This window comes from Nonomuraea sp. NPDC054003, from assembly GCF_055585125.1.
The window spans coordinates 147,300-162,945 of the sequence record NZ_JBVJKR010000009.1; the positions used below are offsets into that span (position 1 = coordinate 147,300).

A 15,646-nucleotide genomic window follows, 5' to 3' on the forward strand; every position below is an offset into this window, starting at 1 on the left:
GCGGGTGCTAGCGTCCCCGGGCGTGGTGGAAAGGGATGGGTCCCCAGCGGAGGACGACCGGGTGTACGTCGGCAACGCCGGCGTGGACGGGCCGCTGGACGGCGGGTGGCTGCTCGGTCATTTCAAGCCCCCGGGCGACGTGCGGCACAGCGAGGCCGTCGAGATCAAGTGGGGCCTGCACAAGCCCGGCGACGAGCGCGCCCGATGGGTCACCGGCGAGAACCGCACCGCCCTGCTCATCCTGATCAGCGGCCGGTTCCGCGTCGAGCTCCCGGGGCGCAGCGTGCTGCTGGCCGAGCGGGGCGACTACGTGGTGTGGGGCGAGGGCGTCGACCACTCGTGGCTGGCGGAGGAGGAGTCGGTGGTCCTCACCGTCAGATGGCCCAGCGTGCCCGGCCACAAGGTGCCTCAGGGGTAGCCGAGCCCAGCCTGGTGGGCGGGTGTGCCTCGCGTCTTCACCTGCGAAACCCCGTCTCACATACAGAGGCACCACGCAAGAGGAGCCCGGCTCCCCACCGGACACAGGCCCGTGGGGTTGGACGGGGCGGGGGCGCGAGCAGGGGGCGGGTGGGAAGTAGGCTGGATGCCATCACCCCCGCGCTCCGCTTGGCCGGGGGTAGTCGTGTTGCCATCGTGGGGCTAACTGATGAGTCTTTCCGGACTACTTGACCTTGTCGTCGCCGACCCCGAGCTGACCGCCGCCCTCGACAGGGGCGGTGACGTCGCGCTGGTGGCGCCCGCCGCGCTGCGGCCGTTCGGCGTGGCCGCGCTGGCCGGGCACGATCAGCGCACCGTGCTGGCCGTCACCGCGACGGGGCGGGAGGCGGAGGATCTGGCGGCGGCGCTGAGCAGCCTCATCGACCCCGGGTCCGTGGCGGTGTTCCCGGCGTGGGAGACGCTCCCGCACGAGCGGCTGTCGCCGCGGTCCGACACGGTGGGGCAGCGGCTGGCGGTGCTGCGGCGGCTGGCGCACCCGGTGAAGGGCGACAGCGCGGCGGGCCCGCTGAATGTGGTCGTGGCGCCCATCAGGGCGCTGCTGCAGCCGATCGTCAAAGGGCTGGGCGAGCTGGAGCCGATCCGGCTGAGGGCGGGCGACGACGCCGACCTGGACGAGGTGGTGACGCGCCTGGTGGAGAACGGCTACCACCGGGTCGACATGGTGGAGCGGCGCGGCGAGGTCGCGGTGCGCGGCGGGCTGCTGGACGTGTTCCCGCCGACGGAGGAGCACCCGCTGCGGCTGGAGTTCTGGGGCGACACGGTCGAGGAGATCCGCTGGTTCAAGGTGGCCGACCAGCGCTCGCTGGAGGCGGCGGAGGAGGGGCTGTTCGCGCCGCCGTGCCGGGAGCTGCTGCTGACGGCGGAGGTGCGGGAGCGGGCGCGGGAGCTGGCGGAGCGCTATCCGGCGCTGGCCGAGGTGCTCGACCAGCTCGCGGAGGGCACGCCGGTGGAGGGCATGGAGGCGTTCGCGCCCGCGCTCGCCGGTGAGATGGACCTGCTGGTCGACCATCTGCCGGTGAGGTCGGCGGTGTTCGTCTGCGATCCGGAGCGGATCAGGAGCCGGGCCGAGGAACTCGTGCGCACGTCGCAGGAGTTCCTGGAGGCGTCCTGGATCAACGCGGCGGCGGGCGGGGAGGCGCCGATCGACCTGGACGCGGCGGCGTTCCGCACGCTCGACGAGATCCGCGGCCACGCCGAGGCGCTGGGGCAGCCGTGGTGGACGATGGCGCCGTTCGGCGGCGGCGTGGAGCTGGCCGCGCACGACTCGGAGGCCTACCGCGGCGACACCCGCAAGGCGCTCGACGACATCAAGGGCTGGCTGGCCGAGGACAAGGCGGTCGTGCTCATCAGCGAGGGCCACGGGTCCGCCGAGCGCATGGTGGAGCTGCTCAAGGGCGTCGACGTGCCGGCCCGCCTGCAGCGGTTCGTCGACAAGGCGCCGGAGCCGAAGGTGGTGCACGTCACCACCGGGCTGCTGGAGCACGGGTTCGTCACGCCGGGTCTGGCCGTGCTCACCCATCTCGACCTGGTGGGCCAGAAGGCGTCCACGAAGGACATGCGCCGCCTGCCGTCGCGCCGCCGCAACATGGTGGACCCGCTGCAGCTCAAGGTGGGCGACCACGTGGTCCACGAGCAGCACGGCGTGGGCCGCTACATCGAGATGGTGCGCCGCACGGTCCAGGGCGCCACGCGCGAGTACTTGGTGATCGAGTACGCCAAGGGCGACCGGCTGTACGTGCCGACCGACCAGCTCGACGAGGTCACCCGCTACGTCGGCGGCGAGTCGCCGACGCTCAACCGGATGGGCGGCGCCGACTGGGCCAAGGCCAAGTCGCGGGCGAAGAAGGCGGTCAAGGAGATCGCCGGTGAGCTGATCCGGCTCTACTCGGCCCGCATGGCCTCGCCCGGCCACCCGTTCGCGCAGGACTCGCCGTGGCAGCGCGAGATGGAGGACGCGTTCCCGTACGCGGAGACCGCGGACCAGCTGGAGGCCATCGACGAGGTCAAGCGCGACATGGAGCGCGGCGTCCCGATGGACCGGCTGATCTGCGGCGACGTCGGCTACGGCAAGACCGAGATCGCGGTGCGCGCGGTGTTCAAGGCCGTGCAGGACGGCAAGCAGGTGGCGGTGCTGGTGCCGACGACGCTGCTGGTGCAGCAGCACATGTCGACGTTCACCGAGCGGTTCTCCAGCTTCCCCGTCACCATCAAGCCGATCTCCCGCTTCCAGAACGACGCCGAGGTCAAGGGCACGCTCGACGGGCTGCGCTCCGGCGCGGTCGACGTGGTGATCGGCACCCACCGGCTCCTCAGCCCGGAGGTGAGGTTCAAGGACCTCGGGCTGATCATCATCGACGAGGAGCAGCGGTTCGGCGTCGAGCACAAGGAGGCCATGAAGCACCTGCGCACGCAGGTGGACGTGCTGGCCATGTCGGCGACGCCGATCCCGCGCACGCTGGAGATGGGCCTGACCGGCATCCGCGAGATGTCGACCATCCTCACCCCGCCGGAGGAGCGCCACCCGATCCTCACGTTCGTGGGCCCGTACGAGGAGAAGCAGATCGGGGCGGCGATCCGGCGCGAGCTGATGCGCGACGGCCAGGTGTTCTTCGTGCACAACCGGGTGGCGTCGATCAACCGGGTGGCCGCGCGGCTGCGCGAGCTGGTGCCGGAGGCGCGGATCGCGGTGGCGCACGGGCAGATGAACGAGCACCAGCTTGAGAAGATCATGGTCGGGTTCTGGGAGCGCGAGTACGACCTGCTGGTCTCGACCACGATCGTGGAGTCCGGGCTGGACGTGCCCAACGCCAACACGCTCATCGTGGACCGGGCGGACAACTACGGCCTGTCGCAGCTCCACCAGCTGCGCGGGCGGGTCGGGCGGGGCAGGGAGCGCGGTTACGCCTACTTCCTCTACCCGCCGGAGAAGCCGCTGACCGAGACCGCCCACGAGCGGCTGGCCACGATCGCCCAGCACACCGAGATGGGCGCGGGCATGTACGTGGCGATGAAGGACCTGGAGATCCGCGGCGCCGGCAACGTGCTGGGCGCCGAGCAGTCGGGCTTCATCGCGGGCGTGGGCTTCGACCTGTACGTCCGGCTGATGGCCGAGGCGGTGCAGGAGCAGAAGGCCAAGCTCGAAGGCGTGGCGGCGGCCCCCGAGCAGCACGACGTCAAGGTCGAGCTGCCGATCAACGCGCACATCCCGCACGACTACGTCACCTCGGAGCGGCTGCGGCTGGAGGCCTACAAGCGGATCGCGGCCATCGCCGAGCCGGCGCACATCGACGAGGTGCGCGACGAGCTGACCGACCGCTACGGCAAGCCGCCGGTCGAGGTGGAGAACCTCCTGGAGGTCGCCGCGTTCCGGCTCAGGGCGCGCAAGGCCGGGCTGACGGACGTCACGCTGCAGGGGCAGTACATCAAGTTCGGCCCGGCGCGGCTGCGGGAGTCGCAGCAGATCCGGCTCGACCGGCTGTACAAGAAGTCGGTCTACAAGCAGGCCGCGGAGACGCTGCTGGTGCCGGTGCCCAAGACGAAGCCGCTGGGTGGGCAGCCGTTGCGCGACATGGATCTGCTCAAATGGTGCGGCGACCTGGTCGAGGCGATGTTCCTCGAACTCGCGCCGGTAAGCTGACTGGGGTTTTTGTCGGAAAGGGACACACGTGAAGTCGATACGAGTGGCTGTGGCCGCCGCGGCAGCCGGGGTGAGCTTCCTCGGCCTGGCCGCCTGCTCTACCCCTGTCGAGGCCGGAGCGGCGGCGATCGTCGGTGATCAGCGCATCTCCTCCAGCGACCTGAACGCGAACGTGAAGAGCTACCAGGCCGCGCTGGAGAGGGCGAACATCGGGCCCGACCAGCTCACGGCGCCCGTCGCGCAGTTCGTCCTCTTCAGCATGACCAACCAGCTCCGCTACCAGCAGCTGGCCGACAAGCACGGCGTCACGGTCAGCGAGACGGAGATCGACACCGCGCTCAAGGACCCGGGCGAGTTCCAGGATCCGCAGATGAACCTGCTGTCCAAGGGCGTCTCGCCGGCTGACGCGCGCGACTACGTCAAGGCCGAGGTGGGCATCCGCAAGGTCATGGACAAGTTCGGCGGCGCGGGCAACCAGCAGGCCGCCGCCAAGGTGCAGCAGGAGTTCAACTCGATCAAGACGGTCTTCAGCCCCCGTTACGGCACCCTCCAACAGGGTCAGGGCTTCGTCGACCCGGGCCGCTTCGGCAAGCCCGCCCAGACCGCGCAGCAGCCGCAGGGCTGACATGCCGCTCGTCGTCGTCACCACCTCGCCGCGCGTCGCGCCTGGGCTGCTCAGCCACCAGGCGTGGCAGGCGTTCCGGTCCGGCCCGGTGCTGACGGGCTCGCCGGACCATCCGCAGCTGCCGTACCTCGCCGAGGCGGGGGTGGAGGTCGCGGTCGTCACCCCCGACCCGGCAGGGCTGGTCGCGCGGGCGGCGGGGGAGACGGTGGTGTGGCTCGCCGCCGACGGCGACGAGGACTTCATGCGCGCCCTCGGCCACGCCGCGATCGCGCTCGACGACCCGCCGCTGATCGAGGTGGTGCCCGGCTCGTACGACCTGCCGGGCGCGCGCGTGCTCGATCTCGTACGGGTGATGGACCGGCTGCGCACCGAGTGCCCGTGGGACCGCAAGCAGACGCACGAGTCGCTGGTGCCCTACCTGCTCGAAGAGGCTTACGAGGTGCTGGAGACGATCGAGGAGGGCGACCACGACGCGCTCCGCGAGGAGCTCGGCGACCTGCTGCTCCAGGTGGTCTTCCACGCCCGCGTGGCGGAGGGCTTCGACGTCGACGACGTGGCCGACGGCATCGTCGGCAAGCTGGTGCGGCGCCACCCCCACGTGTTCGGCTCGGTCAAGGCGGAGAGCGCCGACGAGGTGAACGACAACTGGGAGGCGATCAAGGCCGCCGAGCGGGCTTCCCGGGGCGACGAGTCGCTGCTCGACGGGGTGCCGATGGGCCAGCCGGCGCTGTCGCTGGCGGCCCAGCTGCTGCGCCGCGCCGAGCGGTCGGGCGTGCCTGACGGCCTGTCCGCGGCGGTCGGCCAGGGGGTCGCCCGCGAGCTGTTCGACCTGGTGAAGCGGGCGCGCTCGGCGGGCGTCGACCCGGAGGCGGAGCTGCGGGCCGCGGCGCGGACGTATCGCGACCGGGTGCGCGCGTGGGAGTCGCGCCGGTCGTGATGCCCTCTACCGATAGGCTCTGAACGCATATTGCCTATCGATTCAGGAGCGCATCCCGTGGCTACCATCGAGGTCGTTTACGCTCGCGAGATCCTCGACTCCAGGGGCAACCCGACGGTCGAGGTCGACGTGGTCCTCGACGACGGCAGCACCGGCCGGGCGGCGGTGCCCAGCGGCGCGTCCACCGGCCAGTTCGAGGCCGTCGAGCTGCGTGACGGCGACGACCGCTACGGCGGCAAGGGCGTACGCAAGGCCGTGCTGGCCGTGACCGACGAGATCTTCGACGAGATCCACGGCATCGAGGCCGAGGACCAGCGCATCGTCGACCAGATCATGATCGATCTGGACCGTACGCCCAACAAGGCCAAGCTGGGCGCCAACGCGATCCTGGGCGTCTCGCTGGCCGTGGCCAAGGCCGCCGCCGACAGCGCCGAGCTGCCGCTCTTCCGCTACCTCGGCGGCCCCAACGCCCACGTGCTGCCGGTGCCGATGATGAACATCCTCAACGGCGGCGCGCACGCCGACACCAACGTCGACATCCAGGAGTTCATGATCGCGCCGATCGGCGCCGAGTCGTTCGGCGAGGCCGTGCGCATGGGCACCGAGGTCTACCACGCGCTCAAGAAGGTGCTGCAGGAGAAGGGCTACGCCACCGGTCTCGGCGACGAGGGCGGGTTCGCGCCCAACCTGCCGTCCAACCGCGACGCGCTCGACCTGATCCTGGTGGCCATCGAGCGGGCCGGCTTCACCCCCGGCGCCGACGTGGCGCTGGCGCTCGACGTGGCCGCCACCGAGTTCCACAAGGACGGCGTCTACACCATCGACGGCAAGGGCCTGTCCGCCCAGGAGCTGATCGCCTTCTACGCCGACCTGGTCGACAACTACCCGCTGGTGTCCATCGAGGACCCGCTCGACGAGGAGGACTGGGAGGGCTGGAAGGCCATCACCGAGGCACTCGGCGACCGGGTCCAGCTCGTCGGCGACGACCTGTTCGTGACCAACCCCGAGCGGCTGGCGCGCGGCATCGGGTCGGGCACCGCCAACGCCCTGCTGGTCAAGGTCAACCAGATCGGCACGCTGACCGAGACGTTCGACGCGGTCGACCTGGCCCACCGCAGCGGCTACCGGTGCATGATGAGCCACCGCTCCGGCGAGACCGAGGACACCACGATCGCCGACCTGGCGGTGGCGACCAACTGCGGCCAGATCAAGACGGGCGCCCCGGCCCGCTCCGACCGGGTGGCCAAGTACAACCAGCTGCTGCGCATCGAGGAGATCCTCGACGACGCCGCCCGTTACGCGGGTCGCGCGGCCTTTCCGCGTTTCCAGCAGTAATTTCGGGTAGCTGCCCGCGGCGGTCCGATGGCGCCGCGGGCGGTTCGTACGGGGAGGTGGATGCCGGAGGTGGCGAAGAAACCGCAGTTGACGGGGCGGGCCGCGATCCTCGCGGTGGTGGTCTGCGCGATCGCCATGAGCCTGGCGTACCCCGTCCGCACCTACATCGCCCAGCGGCGCGACATCGCCGAGCTCCGCGAGGAGAAGGCCAAGGTGGAGGCCGAGCGGCAGCGGCTGCTGGCCGAGAGCCGCCAGGTCGGCGACCCCAACTGGGTCAGGCGCACGGCCAAGGAGCGCCTCCACTACTGCGGCCAGGGCGAGAGGTGCTTCGTGGTGATGGACCCCGACCCGGGCAAGGGGCAGGCGGCGGCCCAGCGGCCGGCGCAGCAGCCGCCGTGGTACCAGACGCTGTGGGAGTCGGTCCAGGCGGCCGACGACGGCACGGGCCGGCGCGCGACCGAGCAGTCGCCCGGCCAATCGGCAGGGCAACCGACCGGACAGCCGGCAGAGCAGGCCACCGAGCAGCCCACCGAGCAGCCGGAGAAGCAGCCGGAGAAGCAGCCGGAGAAGCAGAAGGAGAGCGTTGGACAGTAAGGACGCCGAGGCCGTCGAGAAGCAGCTCGGGCGGCCGCCCCGGTCGCTGCGCCGGGTGGCGCACCGCTGCCCGTGCGGCAACCCCGACGTGGTGGAGACCGCGCCCAGGCTGGCCGACGGCAGCCCGTTCCCCACGCTCTACTACCTGACCTGCCCGAAGGCGGCCTCGGCCATCGGCACGCTGGAGGGCTCGGGGCTGATGCGCGAGATGCAGGACAGGCTGGCCGGCGACCCGGAGCTGGCGTCCGCCTATCAGGCCGCGCACGACGCCTACCTGGCCAGGCGCGACGAGGTCGCCGCGGAGGAGGGGCTGGAGCCCTTGGCGCCCGGAATGCAGAGCGCCGGCGGCATGCCGCTGCGGGTCAAGTGCCTGCACGCGCTCGTCGCGCACGAGCTCGCGGCGCCGGGGAGCAACCCGTTCGGCAGGGAGGCGCTGGAGGCCCTCCCCGAGTGGTGGAGTGACGGACCATGCGTGTAGCCGCCATCGACTGCGGCACCAACTCGGTGCGCCTGCTCGTGGCCGACGCCGGCGAGGCCGCGCTGGCCGACGTCGAGCGCCGGATGGAGATCGTACGACTGGGCCAGGGCGTCGACCGGACCGGGCGGCTGGCCCCGGAGGCGCTGGAGCGCACGTTCGGCGCGATGCGCGCCTACCGCAAGCTGATCGACCAGCACGGCGCGAGCGCCACCCGCGTGGTCGCGACCAGCGCGACCCGCGACGCGGCGAACCGTCAGGAGTTCACCGACGGGGTGCGCGAGATCTTCGGCGTGGAGCCGGAGGTGATCTCGGGGTCCGAGGAGGCCGAGCTGTCGTTCACCGGCGCCACCAGGGGGCTGGTGCGGCTGTCGCCGGAGACCGAGGTGCCGCAGGGGCCGCTGCCGCCTTACCTGGTGGTCGACATCGGGGGCGGCTCGACGGAGTTCGTGGTGGGTTCGGAGCACGCCGAGTCGGCGATCTCGGTCGACATCGGCTGCGTGCGGCTGACCGAGCGTCACCTGCGCGACGCCGGTGACCCGCCGTCCGCGGCGGCGCTGGAGGCGGTGGTGGCCGACGTGGAGGCCGCGCTCGCCCGCGTCGAGGACGAGGTTCCGGTACGCGACGCGCGCACGCTCGTGGGGCTGGCCGGTTCGGTGACGACGGTGGCGGGCGTCGCGCTTGACCTGCCCGCCTACCTGCCGGAGCGGATCCACCACGCGCGTCTCTCCAGCGAGCAGGTGCACGACGTGACCCGGCGGCTGCTGGCGATGACCCACGACGAGCGGGCGGCGCTGCCGGTGATGCACCCGGGCCGGGTGGACGTCATCGTGGCGGGGGCGCTCATCCTCGACCGGATCGTCCGGAGGTTCGGATTCGAGCAGGTCGTCGTGAGCGAACACGACATCCTTGACGGAATTGCCTGGTCTCTCGTCCGTTAAGTCGCCAAATCTACACATATAACCGGCGTGTTCGTATTGAATGCGCAATGCCCTTGTGCTTTAGTGATCGTTGCAGTAACGGGGGCTTTGCCATATGGCCGGGCAGAGATGAATGTCGGCGTGGCAACCGTCTCCGTGTGCGTTCTTACTCTCACGGAATGGAGTCACTCTCCTATGAAGTCCTCTGCCTTAGTACGGAAGGTGGCCGCGGTCGCGTCCACCGCCGTGCTGGCCGGTCTGGTCGCCGGTCTGGCTGCTTCCCCCGCGCAGGCTGCCGCCAAGCCGCGGGTCAAGCCGAAGGTGTCGGTCTCGACGCCGAAGGCCTCCGATCGCGACTACCAGGGGTCGTGCCCGGCGAACATCACGTTCTCGGCCACGGTCAAGGTCAAGCTCAACGGCAAGACCACGGTCGCCTACCGCTGGCTCCACGGCGACGGCTCCAAGAGCAAGGTCAAGACCGTCAAGGTCTCGGCCAAGGGCACCAAGTCGATCAAGCTCTCGGAGAAGGCCACCTTCAAGGGCGACGTCAAGGGCTGGCAGCGGCTCGAGGTCCTGAGCCCGCGCAAGGTCGTCTCCAAGAAGGGCTACTTCTCGGTCGACTGCGTGCAGGCCAAGGACGTCACGCGCACCCACCTCGACAAGCGGGTGTCGGCGAAGGCATGGGCGAGCCCGTCCACGTACGTGGGCTACTGCAACCCCGGCTCGAAGATCGACTTCGTCGGCCGGATCAGCGTGGAGCGCCCGTCCTGGGTCCGCTACCGCTGGGTGGTCAACGGCAAGACCGTCGACTACGGCAAGGTCAAGGTCCGGGACTCGCGTAAGGTCGGCGTCGGCTTCTCGCCGCGCCACAGCCACAGCGGCTCGGCGGTGCTCGAGGTCCTCAGCCCGGACCGTGCGGTCTCCAACCGTGCCTACTACAAGGTCCACTGCAAGGACTACACCCCGGCGCCCGCTCCGCGGGTGAAGGTCGACGCCTCCAACCTGGTGACGGCGACCAACCACGACGGGTGCAAGGTGAGCGCGCACGCCAGGGTCAGCGCCAGCGGCTCCGACCGCGTCCGCTGGGTGTGGTCGGTGAACGGCAGCACCGTCGACTCGGGCTCCACCACCTTCCACCGGGGCGGCGCGAAGACCGTCACCCTGTCCGACACCGCGCTCTCGGGTGCGGCGAAGAACGGCGGCACCGTCCGCCTGTCGGTGTTCGGCTCCAACGACCGCGACAGCATTTCGCAGTCGTACGCCGCCTGCCAGGCTCCGAAGCCCTCGGTCTCCGTCTCCAGCGTCTCGGTGGCCGGTCAGCGCAACGAGATGTGCGCCGACAACCGGGGCCCCGGGGTCGACTTCAAGGCGACCCTGACCAGCACCGGCCCGGCGACCGTCCAGTACTACTGGGTGGTCGACGGCAAGCGTGACCACAACACGCTCGAGCGCCAGGTCAACGGCAGCCTCGACGTGACGTGGGGCGTCGGCGGCACGCGTGGCGCCTCGGTGACCGCGGGCTCTGTCGAGCTCGTCGTCGTCAGCCCCAACGCGACCTCCTCCGGCACGTCGCAGTTCAGCGCGACCTGCCCGCCCAAGGAGGCCCCGCAGACTGAGAAGCCTGCCTGATCAGTCGAGCTGAACCGGGCGGTGTCCACGTGACGCCGCCCGGTTCTTCGTTGTCCGGCCTGGTTCGTGGCGGTCCCGGACATCCGGCACCATCGATGTCATGAGCTTCGTACCTCCCGGCACCGGGTGGCCGGACGACCCGGCCACCGCCGACACCCCGGTCGCCCGAGACCCCGGCGGCGTGCGCCGCCTCGCGGAGAGCAGCGCCACGCTGGCGGAGCTCACCGCCAGGCAGTCGGTCTGCCGGGCCTGCCCGCGCCTGGTCGCCTGGCGCGAGGAGGTCGCCGAGGTCAAGCGGCGGGCCTTCGCGGACGAGACCTACTGGGGGCGCCCCGTCCCCGGGTGGGGCGACGAACGTCCGCGCGTGCTCATCGTCGGGCTGGCCCCCGCCGCGCACGGCGGCAACAGGACCGGCCGGATCTTCACCGGCGACCGCAGCGGCGACTGGCTGTTCGCCTCCCTCCACCGCACCGGCCTGGCCGCGAAGCCGACCAGCACGCACGCCGGCGACGGGCAGGAGCTGATCGGCGCCAGGGTGGCGGCCTCGGTCCGCTGCGCGCCCCCCGCGAACAAGCCGCTGCCCGAGGAGAAGGCCGCCTGCTTCCCGTGGCTGGCCCGTGAGCTCGCGCTGGTGGCGCCGGACGTCCGGGTCGTGGTCGCGCTCGGCGGCTACGCCTGGCAGGCCATGTGGCCCGCGCTCAAGGAGGCCGGCTACGCCCTGCCGCGCAGCCGCCCGCCGTTCGGCCACGGCGTCGAGCTGGCGGTCTCGTACGGGGACGCGCCCGTCACGCTGCTCGGCTGCTACCACCCGAGCCAGCAGAACACGTTCACCGGCAGGGTCACCGCCGAGATGCTCGACGCGGTCTTCATACGGGCGGGCGAGCTGTCGGTGTGACGCATCCCATCACGCGGAGATTGGCGTCCGGGGAGAGGCGGACGTAGGCTTGTGAATGCTTTCACAAGCACTCCACGAGGGATGGGGCTTCAGGATGAACAAGCACATCTTGATCGTCGGCGGTGGGTACGTCGGCCTCTACACGGCACTGCGCCTGCAGCGCGGCCTGCGCCGGGAGCTGCGCGACGGCTCCGTCAGCATCACGATCATCGATCCCCAGTCCTACATGACCTACCAGCCGTTCCTGCCGGAGGCCGCGGCGGGCAACCTCTCGCCCCGGCACATGGTGGCCCCGCTCCGGCGGGTGCTGCCCAAGGTGCGGATACTCAACGGACGGGTGACCAAGGTCAACCACGCGGCCAGGACCGTCACCTTCCAGCCGCCCGAGGGCGACGCGCGCGACCTCGCCTACGACGTGGTCGTCATGGCGGCGGGCTCGATCTCCCGTACGCTGCCGATCCCCGGGCTCACCGACATCGGCATCGGATTCAAGACCGTCGGCGAGGCCATCGCGCTCCGCAACAGGGTGCTCCACCTGCTCGACGTGGCCGAGTCGACCGACGACCCCGAGGTGCGCCGCAGGGCGCTGACCTTCGTGGTCGTGGGCGCGGGCTTCGCCGGCGTGGAGGCGCTGGCCGAGCTGGAGGACATGGCCAAGGACTCCACCCGCTACTACCGCAACATCAAGCCGTCGGACGTCCGCTGGGTGCTCGTCGAGGCGACGAACCGGGTGCTGCCCGAGGTCGGCCCCGAAATGGGCAAGTGGACGCTGGAGCAGCTGCGCGAGCGCGGCATCGACGTCCGGCTGGAGACCCGGCTGGAGTCCTGCGCGGGCGGCCACGTGGTGCTGTCGGACGGCACCGAGTTCGACGCCGAGACGCTCGTCTGGACGGCCGGCGTCAAGCCCAGCCCGGTCGTCAGCTCCAGCGACCTGCCGCTCGACGAGCGCGGCCGGATCAGGACCCTGGCCACTCTCGCCGTCGAGGACACCCCCGGCGCCTTCGCGGCGGGCGACCTGGCGGCGGTGCCCGACCTGACGAACCCGGGCGAGTTCTGCGCGCCCAACGCCCAGCATGCGGTCCGCCAGGCCAAGGTGCTCGGCGACAACATCGTCCGCTACCTCCGCGGGCAGGAACTGGCCGAATACAGCCACAAGTACGTCGGATCGGTCGCCGGTCTGGGCCTGCATCAGGGCGTGGCCAACGTCTATGGCATCAAGCTTCGCGGATTCCCTGCATGGTTCATGCACCGCACTTACCATCTGTCGCGGGTGCCGACGCTGAACCGCAAGGTCCGCGTCGTCGTCGACTGGACCCTGGCCCTGTTCTTCAAGCGGGAGACCATCTCCCTGGGTGAGATGGAACACCCGCGCGAGGGCTTCAGGGCCGCGGTCGCGACGATGCGCCGCTGAGCCCGGATCGGCGACGCGCCCCGGTGAGCGCCGGGGCGTGCCGGCGCCCACCGGCCGATCGGAGGGGGATCGCGGGTGGGGCTGTCAGCGGTGACCGTGCTGGGCGTGGACCGGCCGGGAGTGATCGCCGCGGTCACCGGGGCGCTGGCCGGGTGCGGGGCCAACATCCAGGACTCCACGATGACGTTGCTGGGCGGGCACGTCGCCATGATGCTGCTGGTCAACGGCGAGCTGAGCGCCGACGAGCTGACCAAGCACCTCACGGCGCCGGACCTGGTGGTGACGGCCGCCGCCGTCGCGGCCCGCCGCGACTTCCGCCGCCGGGAGAACGGCCTCGGCTACGTGCTCACCGTGCACGGTCCCGACCGGCCGGGCATCATCTCAGGGATCAGCACCGTGCTCGCCGCCGACGGCGGCAACATCACCGGGATGAGCACCCGGCTCACCGGCCGCCTGTACGTGCTCATCGCCGACGTCGAGCTGCCGGAGAAGGTGGACGTGGCCGACCTGATGCGGCGGCTGGCCGCCGTCGGAGCCGGGCTCGACTCCGAGATCACCTTCCGCCCCGTCGAACCCGATCTGCTGTGACGGGCTCCGGGGCGCCCGGGGCGCAGACTTCCGGCGTGACGGGGACGGCGCGGCCGGTGCTGCCCGCCCCCCATCCCGTCCTGTCGTCGCCGGCCGAGGAGGTCGACCCCACCGCGCCGGCGGTCGTGTCCGCCGCGGCCGACCTCCTCGCCACCCTCCGCCGCGAGCCCGCCACCGGGCTGTCGGCGCCCCAGATCGGCCTGAGCTGGCGCCTGATCGCCTTCGACGCCCGCAGCCACCCGCGGACCCGGTCCTGGGCGGGAGAGCTCGTGGTGGTCAATCCTCGCCTCGCGGAGGCCGCCCGCTGGGACTCGGGGCGCGAGGGCTGCGCCTCCGTCGCGGACCTCACCGCCGATGTCCGGCGGGCCACACATATCACCGTACGTGGGCGTTTGCCAGGAAGCGGAGAGCCCGTCACCATCGAAGCTGACGCATTCGAAGCCAGGTGTATTCAGCACCAACTGGACCATCTGGACGGCATACTCTTCCTGGACAGAGTGTCCGGAGCCCTATCACTTCACCGCAGACTTCACAGATGTGGCGGGTGATGCGAAGTTGTGCCCACCGGAAGCATGGTCCGTTTCGTATGATTGCGGCGCCCCCGTAGCCCAATGGCAGAGGCAAACCCCTTAAAAGGGTTGCGGTGCGGGTTCGAATCCCGCCGGGGGCACCGGCTCTCTACCACGGGAAATGCAGCGAATTTCGGCTTTACCTCGTCGGGAACTTCCGGAGCGTCACGTACGTTGACCTCCCTGCTGAAGTCTCGAAGCTACATAGATCTGAGCGCTAGTTGACCTAGGTGCCGCCCGGTCCCATAGGCTCGGCGCAGGAGGCAGCGATGCAGAGCAAGAACCCCGTATTCAGTAGGTCACAGTCGGCAGGCTGGGGCAGCCAGGCGACCCCGACCCCACAGCAGTTGCAGAACATGTACGACTCTCCGTCGTACGCCCCCCCGGCGCAGCCCGCCTACCGCACGATGACCATCGACGACGTGGTGGTCCGCGGCTTCATGACGCTGGGCACGCTCGTCGTGGCGGCGGCCGCCTCGTGGTATCTCGACGTCCCCCTGGCCGTGGCCATCGGCTCCGCCATCGTGGCCCTGGTCCTCGGCCTGATCGCCTCGTTCACGATGAGCACCAACCCGGCGCTCATCCTGGGCTACGCCGCCTTCCAGGGCGTCTTCCTCGGCGCCGTGAGCAGTGTGTTCGACTCGCAGATCAACGGCATCGTGGTCCAGGCGGTGCTCGCCACCGCCATGGCGTTCGCCGGCACACTCGCCGTCTACACGCTGCGCATCATCCGCGTCACCCCCAAGCTGGTCAAGTACGTCGTCGCGGCGGCGGTCGCGGCGCTCGGCCTGATCCTGGTCAACCTGATCGCCGGCTTCTTCGTCGAGGGCGGCCTGGGCCTGCGTGACGGCGGCCCGCTGGCCATCGTCTTCAGCGTCGCGATGATCCTGCTCGGCTGCTTCTTCCTGCTCCTCGACTTCGACTCGGTCGAGCAGGGCGTCAAGCAGGGCGCCCCGGAGAAGTTCGCCTGGCAGTGCGCCTTCGGCCTCACGCTGAGCCTGGTGTGGATCTACATCGAGATGCTCCGCCTCATCAGCTACTTCACCAGTAGCGACTGACACCGTCAGCACCAGAGGGCCTCGCCGTTCGGCGGGGCCCTCTCTTTGTGCGACCGGAAATCCACCTGCCGTAACAAAAGGATCGCGAACTGGGGTCTTGCCTTTCCGCAAGTGGTGTTGCAGTGTCAAGCAAAGGACCTTAATCCGTGGAGGTGCCCATGTCCTTGAACCACTCACCGGAGACGCAGACGAAGCTGATCGCCAGAGTCCCTGCCATCACGGGACGCGAACTCCCAGAGTGGTTCCAAGCCATCGACAACGGCCCGTCCTTCCTGAGGTGCGCCGAGCGGGCCAACTGGCTCGCCGACGAGCACGGGCTGACCCACGGCTACGCCGCCGCGATCGTTCACGAGCACGAGCGGTTCCGCCGTAACCGCATGGGCTTCATCTAGAGCCCCCACCGCCTACCCTGCGCCCGTGCCGCGGCACGGGCGCAGGCATGCCCCCTCGGGACATCACGACGGGATCACGACGG

The 15,646-nt window shown here is 70.5% G+C and carries 15 protein-coding genes and 1 tRNA gene; all 16 read left to right on the forward strand.

Translation table 11 applies throughout. From position 1 onward, the window contains the following. Positions 1–22: 22 nt before the first annotated feature. The 16 genes from ACZ6YG_RS24450 (at position 23) to ACZ6YG_RS24525 (ending at position 15,563) form a co-directional block, all read left to right on the forward strand. Positions 23–418 carry a cupin domain-containing protein gene (locus tag ACZ6YG_RS24450; RefSeq protein ID WP_261808292.1) on the forward strand — a complete coding sequence of 132 codons (396 nt, stop codon included), beginning with the start codon at positions 23–25 and terminating at the stop codon, positions 416–418. A gap of 228 nt (positions 419–646) precedes the next feature. Further along, on the forward strand, positions 647–4,135 hold the full coding sequence (mfd, locus tag ACZ6YG_RS24455) for a transcription-repair coupling factor (protein WP_148029128.1): 3,489 nt from the start codon (positions 647–649) through the stop codon (positions 4,133–4,135). A gap of 28 nt (positions 4,136–4,163) precedes the next feature. Next, the gene (locus ACZ6YG_RS24460; RefSeq protein WP_148029129.1) at positions 4,164–4,760 is read left to right on the forward strand and encodes a SurA N-terminal domain-containing protein; all 597 of its coding nucleotides are present in this window, start codon (positions 4,164–4,166) and stop codon (positions 4,758–4,760) included. 1 nt (position 4,761) lies between these two features. Then, complete coding sequence (locus ACZ6YG_RS24465; RefSeq protein ID WP_148029130.1) at positions 4,762–5,697, forward strand: nucleoside triphosphate pyrophosphohydrolase; 936 nt, start codon at positions 4,762–4,764, stop codon at positions 5,695–5,697. Positions 5,698–5,754: 57 nt separating this feature from the next. Continuing rightward, positions 5,755–7,032 carry a phosphopyruvate hydratase gene (gene eno, locus ACZ6YG_RS24470; RefSeq protein WP_148029131.1) on the forward strand — a complete coding sequence of 426 codons (1,278 nt, stop codon included), beginning with the start codon at positions 5,755–5,757 and terminating at the stop codon, positions 7,030–7,032. Positions 7,033–7,092: 60 nt separating this feature from the next. Beyond that, positions 7,093–7,626, forward strand: coding sequence for a septum formation initiator family protein (locus ACZ6YG_RS24475; RefSeq protein WP_466019308.1), 534 nt, complete (start codon positions 7,093–7,095; stop codon positions 7,624–7,626). Next, positions 7,616–8,104, forward strand: coding sequence for a DUF501 domain-containing protein (locus ACZ6YG_RS24480; protein ID WP_148029133.1), 489 nt, complete (start codon positions 7,616–7,618; stop codon positions 8,102–8,104). Before ACZ6YG_RS24475 ends, ACZ6YG_RS24480 begins: the two co-directional genes overlap by 11 nt. Continuing rightward, positions 8,095–9,042 carry a Ppx/GppA phosphatase family protein gene (locus tag ACZ6YG_RS24485; RefSeq protein ID WP_148029134.1) on the forward strand — a complete coding sequence of 316 codons (948 nt, stop codon included), beginning with the start codon at positions 8,095–8,097 and terminating at the stop codon, positions 9,040–9,042. Before ACZ6YG_RS24480 ends, ACZ6YG_RS24485 begins: the two co-directional genes overlap by 10 nt. 174 nt (positions 9,043–9,216) lie before the next feature. Then, on the forward strand, positions 9,217–10,650 hold the full coding sequence (locus tag ACZ6YG_RS24490; RefSeq protein ID WP_466019309.1) for a hypothetical protein: 1,434 nt from the start codon (positions 9,217–9,219) through the stop codon (positions 10,648–10,650). A 100-nt stretch (positions 10,651–10,750) separates the two neighbouring features. After that, the gene (locus ACZ6YG_RS24495; protein WP_148029136.1) at positions 10,751–11,545 is read left to right on the forward strand and encodes a uracil-DNA glycosylase; all 795 of its coding nucleotides are present in this window, start codon (positions 10,751–10,753) and stop codon (positions 11,543–11,545) included. Positions 11,546–11,639: 94 nt separating this feature from the next. Beyond that, positions 11,640–12,956 carry an NAD(P)/FAD-dependent oxidoreductase gene (locus tag ACZ6YG_RS24500; protein WP_148029137.1) on the forward strand — a complete coding sequence of 439 codons (1,317 nt, stop codon included), beginning with the start codon at positions 11,640–11,642 and terminating at the stop codon, positions 12,954–12,956. Between the two features lie 75 nt (positions 12,957–13,031). Then, positions 13,032–13,544: a glycine cleavage system transcriptional repressor gene (locus tag ACZ6YG_RS24505; protein ID WP_148029138.1), complete on the forward strand. Its 513-nt coding sequence runs from the start codon at positions 13,032–13,034 to the stop codon at positions 13,542–13,544. Between the two features lie 35 nt (positions 13,545–13,579). Next, complete coding sequence (locus tag ACZ6YG_RS24510; protein ID WP_148029139.1) at positions 13,580–14,092, forward strand: peptide deformylase; 513 nt, start codon at positions 13,580–13,582, stop codon at positions 14,090–14,092. 49 nt (positions 14,093–14,141) lie between these two features. Continuing rightward, positions 14,142–14,214 (forward strand) — tRNA-Leu (locus ACZ6YG_RS24515). 168 nt (positions 14,215–14,382) lie between these two features. Continuing rightward, complete coding sequence (locus ACZ6YG_RS24520; protein ID WP_148029140.1) at positions 14,383–15,171, forward strand: Bax inhibitor-1/YccA family protein; 789 nt, start codon at positions 14,383–14,385, stop codon at positions 15,169–15,171. A gap of 158 nt (positions 15,172–15,329) precedes the next feature. Beyond that, positions 15,330–15,563: a DUF4287 domain-containing protein gene (locus tag ACZ6YG_RS24525; RefSeq protein WP_148029141.1), complete on the forward strand. Its 234-nt coding sequence runs from the start codon at positions 15,330–15,332 to the stop codon at positions 15,561–15,563. Positions 15,564–15,646 lie beyond the last annotated feature (83 nt).